This window comes from Streptomyces sp. NBC_00076, assembly GCF_045041235.1.
GTDB lineage: Bacteria > Actinomycetota > Actinomycetes > Streptomycetales > Streptomycetaceae > Streptomyces.
Map to the genome: position 1 here is coordinate 5606018 of NZ_CP108242.1, position 12300 is coordinate 5618317.

The following is a 12300-nucleotide window of genomic DNA, read 5'->3' on the forward strand; positions in this document are numbered from 1 at the left end:
ACCTTCAAGCGCTGGCGTTACGGCGGCTGAAGGTCTCTGGCGCAGGACTCTCTGTTGTCCAGGTCGTGATCAGCACCCTTGGGGTAGCAACCCTCAGGAGGCGTGTGCACGTTTGGTGGCGATGGCGGCCAGGGTTCCCAGGGCGAGACAACTACTCATCACGGCTGCCATGGGCGCCGGGCTCTGGGTACCGAATAGCCCGACCAGGGGGGATGCGGCCGCGCCTAAGAGGAACTGGCTTCCGCCCAGGAGAGCGGAGGTGGCTCCCGGGGCAGCGCGTCCGCGGCTCTGAGCGACGGTGATCACGGCTGGGAAGAAGATGCCGAATGCGCTGATAGTGATCAACAGGCATAGCCAGGTCAGCTGCGTGGTGCTGCCAGCGGTCGCCTGGATGAGGAGTAGTGTTGCCGCCCCCGTTGTCGCCAGCGTCCCGCTGATGATGAGGAGAGCCTCGGGGGTCCGGCGTTTTGCCAGGTGGCCGTAGGCCAGGCTCCCCGCCATGTTGCCGACGGCGTTGACGCCGTAGACGAGGCTGGAAAGAGCCGGGGAGAGACGGTAGATGTCCTGGAAGACGAAGGTGGTTCCGGCGATATAGGCGAAGACGGCGGCCCCACCGCAGGCGAGGGCCAGCACCGGTGCGAGGATGGCGCGCTGTGCGGCGACCTCTGCGATGGCGCGCAGGCTGGCGGTCATCCCGCCAATGAGGCGGGCGTGGGACGGGTGGGACTCGGGGATCCAGCGCCATACGCCCAGCGACAGGAGTATGCCAATGAGGGCGAGGACGGCGAAGACGTAGCGCCAGGACACCGCGAGCAGCAGGGCGCCTCCGGCTAAGGGGGCCAGGACCGGGGCCGTGGCGGTGATCGCTCCCAGGCGGGAGAAGACCAAGGGGAGTTCACGGTCGTCGTAGAGGTCGGCCACGACAGCGCGGGAGACAACGATCCCGGCCGCTCCCGCGACGCCCTGCCCGACTCGTGCCGTGTTGAGCACCTCAACCGTGGGCGCCAGAGCACACACGACGGAGAAGACAGTGAACAGCACGGATCCGCCGATGAGGACGGGTCGGCGGCCGACCGCATCACTGAGGGGGCCCAGAACGAGTTGCCCGACGATGATTCCGGCCAGGAACCCGGTCAGCGACATTTGCGCGCCGGAAGCATCGGTTGCCAAGGAGCGGGCCAGGTCGGGGAGGGCGGGGACGTACATGTCTGTGGCCAGCGGGCTTGCGCCGCTCAGTCCGGCCAGGACCAGCAACAGCGGGAGCCGTTTCGGAAGTTCGGTGGACGGGCGCTGATGACCGGCTGATGCCTTACCGGTTGAGTGAGTAGTCATAGCGCCGGGGCCGCCCCCTCGACCTGCCCTGACGCCTGCGCCGGCCCCCGGCACCCATCGACGGCCACCTCAGCCTCCGCCACCTGCTCCAGCAGCCCGGCGGCGATCTGCAGCACACCGCGCTCGGCCGGTGACAGGGTCTGACGCAGTGCAGCCGCCAGCCAGGCGTTGCCATCGCGTACGTGCTCCCGCAGCGCCTCCCGCCCCGCTTCCGTGACCTCGATGTTCTGGCGACGGGCATCCACCTCGCTCTTCGAACGGCGAATTCGCCCGTGTTCCTCCAACTCGTTGAGCACCCGGGTCAGTGACTGGGTCTGCAGCCCTTCGATGGCGGCCAGTTCCGACGGGGTCAGTGGGCCGCTGTGCCGAAGGTTGGCGAGCACGGATGCGGCCAGCCGCGTCAAGGAGCGGCTGTTCCCCGGCTGCTCGACGCGTAGCCGGGAAGCCAGGCGGGACACGCCCCACCGCAACGCCTCGGCCAAGACCAGATCCTTCGATGCCTCTTCTGGAACATCAACCATGCTTACCAAGCTAACGCTTACTGCATAGCTCTTCAATCGCTGGACTTTGAGCAGATTTAGTAAGTGCGAGCTTCCCGCCTGGGCGGTCTGTCGACACATGCTGCACCAGATGCATCATCGTGACGGCGGTCACTGCTGGGCGGCACAGAGCATTGGAGGTCGAGCCCGGTCTTGGCTACGAGGCCGTCGATGAGACAGGGGCGGTATTGCATGCTTTTGAGCCGGGTCTTCACCAGCTTGGTGAGTTGGTCGAGGCTCTGTTTGGTGAGGTTGGCTAGCGACCTCTTCAGGAGCGACCACACACCCTCCACCGGGTTGAGCTCGGGCGCGTACGGCGGTAGTTGGTAGACGGTCAGCCATAATCGGGCGGCGATCAGCTCGCGCATGGTGCGGCTGACGTGCGTGTTCAAGTTGTCCCACACCAGCACGATCGGTCCACCGAGTTGCTGGTGGGCGGCGTCCAGCAGACGGGCATAGTCGGTCTCGGTGAAGCCCTTGCAGCGGCCTTTGGCGGGGCCGCGGTCGAGGTGAGTGCGGTAGATCAGCCGTGGCCGGTGGCCGGCTTTGGCGCAGATCAGCGCCGCCATCGAGACACGCTTGGTCCCCGCTGCGGTCACCCGCACCACCGGGGTGTTACCCCGGCGGCCCCAGGTGCGGCCCTTGGGCGGCCTCAGGCCCTGGCCGGCTTCGTCTTCGAAGCAGAGCCAGGCGCCCAAGTCCGCCGCCTTCTTTTTATGACAGGCCACTGCTCGTCCTTCCAGGCGGCGATCTTCGCCTCGTCCCGCTCGGTGGCCCTGCGGGAGGGGACCTGCACGCTCCAGCCGATGCGGTGCAGCAGCAGGTCCAGCCCGGCCAGGGTGTATTCGACGCCGAACTGTCGGCGCACGATCTCGGCGATCCGGGCCAGCGTCCAGCACTGGTCACTCCAACCGGAGGCGGCCGGGCCGACGTCCAACACCGTCTCCAGCACACGCAATTGTCCCGGGTCGAGCTTGCAGCGGGCACCGCCGGGGCCCTTGGAGGCCAGGGCCTGCCGCCCGCCCGAAGACAACGCCCGCCGCCAGCGGTTCGCCGGCATCCGGGTCACCCTGAACCGTCGGGCCACCTCCCGGTCGCTGGCCCCGGCCTCGATCAGGTCAGCAGCTGCGAGTTTCGGACTTGCTCACGCCGAGACCGTTCCTTGGCAGTCAATCCACCACCATCGGGATATCTCATTCCTCCGGCATAGCGCGGCACACGACAGCCGTCACGACCCGGCGTAACCCGAACTGTTAAAGATCTCTAGTAGGGCGGTAGGTACATTGTGTGACATAGCTGTTACATGGGTTATGTCATTTTTGCCATCGATCTGGAAAAGATGTCTTCCTGTCGCCTAAGGGGAGGGCGGCTCGGCTGGAAGAGGGGGGAGATCTATGGGCGGAACGGACGGTGGGAAGGCCGGAACAGACGGCGGGAAAGTGCCAGCGTGGGTGAGCGCCGTGAGCGCGGCGGTGGCTACCCTCGTGGCCATCGCGGCACTGTATTTGTCGTGGCCTGACGACGAGACACTGCCCGAGTGTGGAGAACAGTCGGGGTACGACGTGACGCTCCGTCCTAGCACGCAGACCGTGCAGGACGTGGGGACGGTGACTGGGGAGATGGAATGCCGACGGCAGGAATCGCAGCACCTCATGTGGATCGGTCGAACATCCATCAAGGACGCTAACGGCAGTCATCCGAACTTTTACACCAAGGGACCCCTCGACGAGCCGGGCCAGTACAGCGAGACCGTGGAGCTGGCGCGCTGGCCCAAGGGCACCAAAATGGAAGTGGCGGTGTACGTCATGGACGATGCCGCGTACAAGGAGTTGCTGGACCGCAAGGGTTCGGATGGCGCGGTCCCGAACTACCTGCCTCCCGGCGTGCGACCCATCTCCAACAAGGCCTATGTCATCAAGGCAAGCTAGGTAGACGCTGGTCGCGTCACTTGTCGTCCAGCTTGTCGGATCACTTGCCGCGAGCGTGCCTGCCGCGCCATCGACTCTGCGTTTCAGCGCATCTTCGGGGTAGATCACGGCCCACAGACGGCCCAGTGAGGTGCGGACGGCCCCTGAACTGCCCTTCTGTGCAGGTCAGGGGTCGTCGCCCCGAGAGAAGCCTCTGAAGTTCCTCAACTCTGCTTTGGCTCGTGTGACGGAGGGGCATCTCCTCGGCACGCACCCAGCGAGGCGCCCACGGGGGGTCGCTTCGGGGGAATCGGAAGGAGGGTGGAGCCATGGTCATCGGCATCATCCTGGCGGTTTTCTGCATCGTCCTGATCGGCGCGTTCCGCGCCGCGGCCGGCAACCGCCGGCGGAGCGCGGTGCGCGCGGGAGGGCGTGGCGGCCGGGTCCGCCGGTCGTCGGGGAGCGGGTCCGACCGCAGCTGGTGGGCCGCGGGCGGCGCGTCGTTCGGTGACAGCGGCTCGGGCTCCTCCGACGGGGGGTCGTCGGGCGGGCACCACGGCGGCCACTCCTGCGGAGGCGGGTCGTCCTGCGGAGGCGGCTCGTCCTGCGGGGGCGGCGGCGGGGGCGGATGCGGGGGAGGCGGCGGCTGAGGCGGGCAACCGCTTCCGGGAGGCAGCTGACACGGGGCAGCTGAGCTCCCGGCGGGGGAAGCGGGTACGCCACCGAGTCCCCCGGCCGTCGTCACCCACCGCACACCGCGTCACTCATTCCATACGCCCGCCGGGCAGCGCGCCCGGCGGGCGTAGCACTGCTCCGGCGTACGCTCCCGCCGCCTCGGCGCACGCCGGGGCTGAACAGTTGAGCTGTGGAGCCCTCTGAGGGATGGAAACCCCACGAAGTTGGGTAAAAACACTGTGGCGGCGCCACAGTTCATGATTCCCTCTTACACGCCGACGCGGCCCTCGGACCCCACGCGGACCCCTCCCTGACACTCCGACTGGGCCGACCGGGCCGAATCCCCGGTGTCGACCGGGGTGCGTCGTACCCACACCTCCCTTTCTTTGCGTGCTAGCGGAGCCGATCCATGCTCACGACCCTGAACACCTCCTACACCGACACATGCGCGGCCGACCTCGCCTGGACCCTGGGGCGCGAGCCACTTCCCGCACTGGCCACGCTCGACCTCGAACTGGCCGGGTCCAAGCTCCAGTTGCGACTCCTCGGCGCGTCCCACCAGGTGCTTCTGGAAGAGGCGCGGGGCAGCTGCTCGGAGACCGTGGCATGCATCCCGGGCAGCAGCACACCCCTCCCGCTGGGCGTGGCCAAGCGCGTCGGCGAATGGGAGTACGAGTTCGCCGCCCGCGTGGAGCTCCTCTCGCCGAGCCAGTTCGCGGCGCGCGCCCAGGAGTTGCTGGCCCTGGTCGCCGACCACCCGGGCGGCCTCGCGGGCGTCTTCCCGGGCAGCCCGCACGCCTTCACCGCGCTGCTGGCCCACCGCCACGAGGGACAGGTGCACTGGCGTACCTGGCACGCGTATCCGCAGGACGGGCAGTTGGTGGCCACGCGGACGAAGGTCGGCGCCCGGGTGACGGCGGCTCAGCCCGGCCGACGGGAGGCGTGTCTCAGCCCGTCCGGCTTCTGAGAGCACGGCTGTTCAGGCCGTCACGCCGTGCGGCGGCCGAACGGCACGGGGCCCGGGTGCCCACGGCGGGGTCCGGCGGCGGCCTTCCACCGGGGCGCCGACTCGGACGTCCACATGGGCGCCCACTCAAACACCGGGCGCCCGATCGACCCAAAGTTCCACACGTGTGGGTGACGAAGCGTGCCGTTGCCGTGACGTAACGTCGCAGCGTGATCGAACCGCACGCGCCCGCCCCGCCCGGCACCACGCCGCCCAGGGCAGGCCCTGCGCGGCTGCCCGTCCGCCCTGACACGGGCAGGTTCTTCGTCCTCGCCTGCGTCTTCGTCTGTGCGGCCTGCGGGCTCGTGTACGAACTCGAACTCGTCGCCCTGGCCTCTTATCTGATCGGCGACTCGGTCACCCAGGCCTCGGTCGTCCTGTCCGTGATGGTCTTCGCGATGGGCATCGGCTCGCTCGCCGCGAAGCGTCTGCGCTGGCACGCGGCGGCCGCGTTCGGCGCACTGGAGGCCGCGCTCGCCCTCGTCGGCGGATGCAGCGCGATGGCCCTGTACGCGGTGTTCGCCTGGACCGGCGCCTGGGGCGGCCTGTGGGCCGGCGGCCCGCGCTGCCTCCTGGTCGCCTTCTCCCTCGCCATCGGCGTGCTGATCGGCGCCGAGGTCCCCCTCCTGATGGAGCTGATCCAACGCATCCGCCGCCAGGACGCGGGCGGCGCGGTCGCGGACCTGTTCGCCGCGGACTACGTGGGTGCCCTCGTCGGCGGCCTGGCCTTCCCCTTCCTGCTGCTGCCGCTTCTGGGCCAGCTGACCGGTGCCCTGCTCACCGGCACGGTCAACGCGGTCGCCGGCGCCGTGCTCGTCCTCGGCCTGTTCCGCCGCGACCTGACCCGCCGGGCCCGCTGTCTGCTCCTGGCGGCCAACCTCGCCGTGCTCGCCCTCCTCGCCACGGCCGCCGTACTCGTCGACGACTTCGAACGGGCCGCACGACAGGCGGTGTACGGCGACGACGTACGGGTGGCGATGCAGACGGACATCCAGGAGGTCGTCCTCACCGGCGGCACCGACGGCCGGCCCGTCGGCCTCTTCCTCGACGGCCGGCTCCGGGTCAGCGGCCGGGACGAGCACCGCTACCACGAGGCGCTGGTCCAGCCCGCGATGAACGGCCCCCACGCGCGCGTGCTGGTCCTCGGCGGCGGCGACGGACTGGCCGCGCGGGAGGCGCTGCGCCACCCGGACGTGCGCACCGTCGACATCGTCGAGATCGACGAGGCCGTCGTACGGCTGGCCCGTCAGGACCCGGCGCTGGCGGAACTCAACGGCCATGTGTACGGCGACGCGCGCGTCCACGTGAACACGGCGGACGCCTTCGGCTGGCTGCGCCGGGCGCCCTCGGCCGCGTACGACGTGGTGATCGCGGACCTGCCCGACCCGGGCATCACCGCGAGCACCAAGCTGTACTCGCGGGAGTTCTACGACCTCGTTCGCCGCGTCCTGGCGGACGACGGCCGGCTGGCGGTGCACGCCGGGCCGGTCGCCTCCCGCCGGCGCGTGTTCTGGACGGTGGACACGACGATCCGGGCGGCCGGACTGCGCACCGCGCCCTACCGCGTCGGCGGCCGCGACTCCGGCTTCACCGCGGGCCCCGACCGCACGGCCGGCCCGGAACGGGCCCCGCGGGACTGGGGCTTCGTCCTCGCGTCCGCCGCGTCCCGACCGCCCCTGCGGCTCGCCCCGGACGGACCGCGCCCGCGCACGCTGACCCAGGCGTCCCTGACGGCGGACGCGCGGGCGGCGGCCGGGACGAGGATCCAGGGGCTGCCGGTGTCGACGCTGGTACATCCGCGGTACTGACACCACGGGTAACGCGTGGTCACTTCGCGCGGTCACTTTCGACCAACCAAGGTGCACGACGGCGCCCACTGGGTAGAGTCCGCTGATATGGAGCATGAGGTGTTCGTTCCGGTTCCGGCCGAGCGGCTCAGGAAGGCACTGGCCGACCCCGCGCGAGTCGCCCGGGCGGTTCCGGGGCTCCAGCAGGACGCCGGCGCCGAACCCGGCACTGGACGGCTGAAGGTGCGCGTCGGCAGCCACTCCATCACCTACCGCGGCTCGGTGCGGATCTCCGGGCGGGACGACGGTTCGTACGCCGTCGAGGGCGACGCGACCGAGGCCCGCGGCACCGGCGCGGTGAAGCTGACGCTCACGATCTTCGTCCGGGACACGGACGGTGGCTCCACGGCGACCTTCGAAGGAACCGCCTCCGCGGACGGCCGGGTCACGGAACTGCCGCCGGAAGCGGTGGCCTCGGCCGCCACCCGTCTGCTCAGCAGGTTCGCGGAGAACCTGGGAGCCGTGGAGAGCCCGGGGACCGCGGCGGAGGGAGAGCGGGAGACGCCGAAGGGGCAGGGGCCTGAGGAGTCGCAGCTCGCGGAGCCTCCCACGCCTCCGACCCCTCCCACCCCTCCCGAGCCCCCGACGCCTCCCGAGTCGTCCCCCGCCTTCGAGGCCGAGGCCCCTGGGTCGTCCCTCCCCGAGCGCTTCGAGGACGCCGGTGGACCGCCCGCCGAGGCCGCGCACGCGCGTCGGACGATGATCGGTCGCAGTGCGGAGGAGGTCGACCACGCGCCGCCGCGGGGCCGCTACGCCCCCGTCCCGGCCCCGCAGACGATCTCCCCCAACCAGACGCTCCGCTGGGCCGCGCCGGCGGCCGCGGTGGCGCTGGCCTCGGCCATCGTCGTCACCAGAGCGCTGCGCAAACGCCGGTGACCGCCCCCTTGATCACCCCAGTAGGGTCGTCCCGTGAGCAACGAAGACATCACGCTGACCGCGGGTGACGCGGAAGTGACCGTGCGGCCGGGCAATGGCGGCCGGATCGGAGGGCTCCGGGTCGACGGAGTCGAGCTCCTGAGGCAGGGCGACCGCTTCGGCTGCTTCCCGATGGTTCCCTGGTGCGGCCGGACCAGGGAGGGCAGGTTCCGGGACGGCGGGTCCGTCCACCAGATGCCGCTCAACTCCCCGCCGCACGCCATCCACGGCACCGCCCGCGACGGTGCCTGGCGCACCGCCCGCGTCACCGGGGACGAGGCGGTCATCACGTACGACCTGGTCGAGCCGTGGCCCTACCCGGGCCGGGTCACGCAGGTGGTCGGCCTCACCGGGGACGCGCTGACGCTGACCATGTCGGTGGAGACGTACGGCTCCTCCTTCCCGGCCCAGATCGGCTGGCACCCGTGGTTCAACCGGAACCTGGGACAGGAGGACGTACGGATCGACTTCAGCCCCGACTGGCAGGAGGAGCGCGGCGACGACCACCTGCCCACCGGCACCCGTCTCGACCCGAAGCCCGGCCCCTGGGACGACTGCTTCGGGATGCCGGGAGGCGTCGACGTCACGCTGACCTGGCCCGAGCGGCTGGAGCTGAAGGTCACCAGCCCCGAACAGTGGGTCGTCGTGTACGACGAGCAGGAGGCGGCCGTGTGCGTGGAGCCGCAGACCGGGCCGCCCGACGGACTGAACACTCTTCCCCGGCTGGTCACGCCGCTGGAGCCGCTCGAAGCCACCACCACGTGGACTTGGCGTCGCCTCTAAGCTGACAGGCATGACTGACGTTCGCGGCGAGCTGCTGCAGCAGATCAAGGACAAGGCCGTCGTGCACGGCAAGGTGACCCTGTCGTCGGGTCTCGAGGCCGACTACTACGTCGACCTGCGGCGCATCACCCTCGACGGCGAGGCCGCCCCGCTGGTGGGGCAGGTGCTGCTCGACGTGACCGCCGACCTGGAGTTCGACGCGGTGGGCGGGCTGACCATGGGCGCCGACCCCGTCGCCGGCGCCATGCTGCACGCGGCCGCCGCCCGCGGCCGGAAGCTGGACGCCTTCGTCGTGCGGAAGGCGGCCAAGGCGCACGGCCTGCAGCGACGGGTGGAGGGTCCGGACATCGTGGGCCGCCGGGTCCTGGTCGTCGAGGACACCTCCACCACCGGCGGCTCCCCGCTCGCCGCCGTCGAGGCCGTGCGCGAGGCGGGTGCCGAGGTCGTCGCCGTCGCGACCATCGTCGACCGGGCGACCGGCGCCGCCGAGAAGATCCAGCAGGGTGCGGGCGTCCCGTACCTCTTCGCCTACTCCAAGGACGAGTTGGGCCTGGACTGAGTTGTCCACAGGTGCCGGGTTATCCACACCTTGGACACCAGGGAGGGCCCAACGGGTCAAGTCTGGAAAGATGGGGCCGACGATGACGTCACCCCCAAGGTCTAGGTCAGGGCCGTAGTACGCAGAACGCCAACCCGCACATACCAAGGAGCGGACAGATGCCCATCGCAACCCCCGAGGTCTACAACGAGATGCTCGACCGGGCGAAGGCAGGCAAGTTCGCCTACCCGGCCATCAACGTGACCTCGACCCAGACCCTGCACGCTGCCCTGCGCGGCTTCGCGGAGGCCGAGAGCGACGGCATCATCCAGATCTCCACGGGTGGCGCCGAGTTCCTGGGCGGTCAGTACAGCAAGGACATGGTGACGGGCTCGGTCGCGCTCGCCGAGTTCGCGCACATCGTCGCCGAGAAGTACCCGGTCACCGTCGCCCTGCACACGGACCACTGCCCCAAGGACAAGCTCGACACGTACGTCCGCCCGCTGATCGCGATCTCCGAGAAGCGTGTCCAGGCCGGTCTGGGCCCGCTGTTCCAGTCCCACATGTGGGACGGTTCCGCGGAGACCCTGGCGGACAACCTGACCATCGCGCAGGAGCTGCTCGAGAAGGCCCGCGCCGCCAGGATCATCCTCGAGGTGGAGATCACCCCGACCGGCGGCGAGGAGGACGGCGTCTCGCACGAGATCAACGACTCCCTGTACACGACGGTCGACGACGCGGTGCGTACGGTCGAGGCGCTGGGCCTGGGCGAGAAGGGCCGCTACCTGCTGGCCGCCTCCTTCGGCAACGTCCACGGCGTGTACAAGCCGGGCAACGTGGTGCTGCGTCCCGAGCTTCTGAAGCAGCTGAACGACGGCGTGGCCGCGAAGTACGGCAAGCCGGCCGACTCCCAGCCCTTCGACTTCGTCTTCCACGGCGGCTCCGGTTCCTCGGAGGCGGAGATCGCGACCGCGCTGGAGAACGGCGTCGTCAAGATGAACATCGACACCGACACCCAGTACGCCTTCACACGTCCGGTCGCGGACCACATGTTCCGCAACTACGACGGCGTCCTGAAGGTCGACGGCGAGGTCGGCTCCAAGAAGACCTACGACCCGCGCACCTGGGGCAAGCTGGCCGAGGCGGGCATGGCCGCGCGTGTCGTCGAGGCCACGCGGAACCTGCGCTCGGCGGGCACGAAGATCAAGTAGCCCCTTCTTTTACGGCGGCTTGAGGTGGGCCCGGTGCCATGGCACCGGGCTCGCTGTATACCTGGGGCATGCCCGATGTCCGGCTGGCCTCCCCGCAGGGCAAGTGGATCCTGCTCACCACCGTCCTCGGCTCCAGCATGGCCCTGCTGGACTCGACCGTCGTCAACGTCGCGCTGCCGCGCATCGGCCGTGACCTCGACGCGGACCTCGCCGCCCTCCAGTGGACGGTCAACGCGTACACGCTGACGCTGGCCAGCCTGATCCTGCTCGGCGGCTCCCTGGGCGACCGCCTCGGCCGCCGCAAGGTCTTCGTCGTCGGCGTCGTCTGGTTCGCCGCGGCCTCCCTGCTGTGCGGCATCGCCCCGAACGCCGGTGTGCTGGTCGCCGCCCGTGCCCTGCAAGGGGTCGGAGGCGCGCTCCTCACCCCCGGCTCCCTCGCCCTCATCCAGGCCTCCTTCCATCCCGACGACCGGGGGCGGGCCGTCGGCCTGTGGTCGGGGTTCGGCGGGGTCGGGGCGGCCGTCGGACCCTTCGTGGGCGGCTGGCTGGTCGACGGCCCGGGCTGGCGGTGGGTGTTCCTGCTCAACGTCCCGCTGGCGCTGCTGTGCGCGCCGATCGCCGTCCGGCACGTTCCGGAGTCCACGGACAGCCGTACCCACGGCCGCTTCGACGTGCTCGGCGCGGTCCTCGGCGCGGCGGCGCTCGCGCTGGTCACGTACGCGCTGATCGAGGCCCGCTCGGGAACCCTCGTCGTCGTCGTGTCGGCCGTCGCCGGTCTGGCCGCCGCGGTGGCCTTCGTGTACGTCGAGAAGCGCCGCCCCGATCCGATGATGCCGCTCGACATCTTCGCGTCCCGCCAGTTCACCGCGGTCAACCTGGTCACGCTGTGCGTGTACGCGGCCTTCGGCGGGTTCTTCTTCCTCGCCGCGCTCCAGCTCCAGGTGGCAGTCGGCTACTCGGCCCTCGGCGCCGGTACCGCCCTGCTGCCGACGACCGCCATGATGCTGCTGCTGTCCGCGCGCTCCGGTGAGCTGGCGCACCGGATCGGGCCGCGGATTCCGCTGACGGTGGGACCGCTGCTGTGCGCCGCCGGGATGTTGCTGATGCTGCGGGTCGGGCCGGGGGCGTCCTACGTCACCGATGTGCTGCCCGCGCTGCTGGTGCTGGGGCTGGGGATGGTGGCCCTGGTGGCTCCGCTGACGGCGACCGTCCTCGGGTCCGTGTCCACCGCGCGGGCCGGGCTGGCCAGCGGCATCAACAACGCGGCGGCCCGGGCGGCGGGGCTGATCGCGGTGGCCGCGCTGCCGCTGATCACCGGAATGGGCGAGGAGGCGTACCGGTCACCGGCGGCCTTCGACGCCGCGTTCGGGCGGTCCATGGTGGTGTGCGCGGTGGTGCTGGTGGCCGGGGCCGCGGTGGCCTTCGCGACGGTACGCAAGCCTCCGCCGGGCTGCCGGACGCCGGAGTGCCTGACACACGGGTCCGTGCTGGCACCGCCGCTGGAGGGGGAGCGGGCTCGGGGGCGTCTGTCCTGACCGGGGACAGGG

Annotated in this window: 13 protein-coding genes; 9 read left to right on the forward strand and 4 right to left on the reverse strand. The window is 70.4% G+C overall.

Annotated features, from left to right (window positions below; translation table 11 throughout):
• Positions 1–93: 93 nt before the first annotated feature.
• The 4 genes from OHA64_RS25540 to OHA64_RS25555 are packed head-to-tail and all read right to left on the reverse strand — an operon-like array spanning position 94 to position 2931.
• Complete coding sequence (locus tag OHA64_RS25540) at positions 94–1332, reverse strand: multidrug effflux MFS transporter (RefSeq protein ID WP_405616875.1); 1239 nt, start codon at positions 1330–1332, stop codon at positions 94–96.
• Positions 1329–1853 carry a MarR family winged helix-turn-helix transcriptional regulator gene (locus tag OHA64_RS25545; protein ID WP_405616877.1) on the reverse strand — a complete coding sequence of 175 codons (525 nt, stop codon included), beginning with the start codon at positions 1851–1853 and terminating at the stop codon, positions 1329–1331. Before OHA64_RS25545 ends, OHA64_RS25540 begins: the two co-directional genes overlap by 4 nt.
• Before the next feature lie 56 nt (positions 1854–1909).
• The gene (locus tag OHA64_RS25550; RefSeq protein ID WP_405616879.1) at positions 1910–2569 is read right to left on the reverse strand and encodes a transposase; all 660 of its coding nucleotides are present in this window, start codon (positions 2567–2569) and stop codon (positions 1910–1912) included.
• Positions 2524–2931: a winged helix-turn-helix domain-containing protein gene (locus OHA64_RS25555; RefSeq protein WP_405616881.1), complete on the reverse strand. Its 408-nt coding sequence runs from the start codon at positions 2929–2931 to the stop codon at positions 2524–2526. The genes OHA64_RS25550 and OHA64_RS25555 overlap by 46 nt, the downstream gene beginning before the upstream one ends.
• 400 nt (positions 2932–3331) lie before the next feature.
• Between OHA64_RS25555 and OHA64_RS25560 the strand changes: the two genes are divergently transcribed.
• The 9 genes from OHA64_RS25560 (at position 3332) to OHA64_RS25600 (ending at position 12288) form a co-directional block, all read left to right on the forward strand.
• Complete coding sequence (locus OHA64_RS25560) at positions 3332–3799, forward strand: hypothetical protein (RefSeq protein ID WP_405616883.1); 468 nt, start codon at positions 3332–3334, stop codon at positions 3797–3799.
• Between the two features lie 308 nt (positions 3800–4107).
• Positions 4108–4428, forward strand: a complete 321-nt coding sequence (locus tag OHA64_RS25565; protein WP_405616885.1) for a hypothetical protein — start codon at positions 4108–4110, stop codon at positions 4426–4428.
• Between the two features lie 434 nt (positions 4429–4862).
• Positions 4863–5420, forward strand: a complete 558-nt coding sequence (locus tag OHA64_RS25570; RefSeq protein ID WP_405616887.1) for a DUF2617 family protein — start codon at positions 4863–4865, stop codon at positions 5418–5420.
• Positions 5421–5629: 209 nt separating this feature from the next.
• Positions 5630–7267, forward strand: a complete 1638-nt coding sequence (locus tag OHA64_RS25575) for a polyamine aminopropyltransferase (protein ID WP_405616889.1) — start codon at positions 5630–5632, stop codon at positions 7265–7267.
• Between the two features lie 87 nt (positions 7268–7354).
• Positions 7355–8182, forward strand: coding sequence for an SRPBCC domain-containing protein (locus tag OHA64_RS25580; RefSeq protein WP_405616892.1), 828 nt, complete (start codon positions 7355–7357; stop codon positions 8180–8182).
• 33 nt (positions 8183–8215) lie between these two features.
• Complete coding sequence (locus OHA64_RS25585; protein WP_405616894.1) at positions 8216–9004, forward strand: aldose 1-epimerase; 789 nt, start codon at positions 8216–8218, stop codon at positions 9002–9004.
• Positions 9005–9014: 10 nt separating this feature from the next.
• Positions 9015–9563, forward strand: coding sequence for an orotate phosphoribosyltransferase (gene pyrE / locus OHA64_RS25590; protein WP_405616896.1), 549 nt, complete (start codon positions 9015–9017; stop codon positions 9561–9563).
• 158 nt (positions 9564–9721) lie between these two features.
• Positions 9722–10753 (forward strand): class II fructose-bisphosphate aldolase, encoded by a 1032-nt coding sequence (fbaA, locus tag OHA64_RS25595; RefSeq protein ID WP_405616898.1) that lies wholly within the window; start codon positions 9722–9724, stop codon positions 10751–10753.
• 68 nt (positions 10754–10821) lie between these two features.
• A complete protein-coding gene (locus tag OHA64_RS25600) occupies positions 10822–12288 on the forward strand; it encodes an MFS transporter (protein ID WP_405616900.1) in 1467 nt (488 codons plus the stop codon).
• Positions 12289–12300 lie beyond the last annotated feature (12 nt).

What these genes read in the sequence shown, in the direction of transcription:
- OHA64_RS25540 (WP_405616875.1), bottom strand. Translation starts at nt 1,332, where the DNA reads ATGACTACTCACTCAACCGGTAAGGCATCAGCCGGTCATCAGCGCCCG.
- OHA64_RS25545 (WP_405616877.1), bottom strand. Translation starts at nt 1,853, where the DNA reads ATGGTTGATGTTCCAGAAGAGGCATCGAAGGATCTGGTCTTGGCCGAG.
- OHA64_RS25555 (WP_405616881.1), bottom strand. Translation starts at nt 2,931, where the DNA reads ATGCCGGCGAACCGCTGGCGGCGGGCGTTGTCTTCGGGCGGGCGGCAG.
- OHA64_RS25565 (WP_405616885.1), top strand. Translation starts at nt 4,108, where the DNA reads ATGGTCATCGGCATCATCCTGGCGGTTTTCTGCATCGTCCTGATCGGC.
- OHA64_RS25570 (WP_405616887.1), top strand. Translation starts at nt 4,863, where the DNA reads ATGCTCACGACCCTGAACACCTCCTACACCGACACATGCGCGGCCGAC.
- OHA64_RS25580 (WP_405616892.1), top strand. Translation starts at nt 7,355, where the DNA reads ATGGAGCATGAGGTGTTCGTTCCGGTTCCGGCCGAGCGGCTCAGGAAG.
- pyrE (WP_405616896.1), top strand. Translation starts at nt 9,015, where the DNA reads ATGACTGACGTTCGCGGCGAGCTGCTGCAGCAGATCAAGGACAAGGCC.
- fbaA (WP_405616898.1), top strand. Translation starts at nt 9,722, where the DNA reads ATGCCCATCGCAACCCCCGAGGTCTACAACGAGATGCTCGACCGGGCG.
- OHA64_RS25600 (WP_405616900.1), top strand. Translation starts at nt 10,822, where the DNA reads ATGCCCGATGTCCGGCTGGCCTCCCCGCAGGGCAAGTGGATCCTGCTC.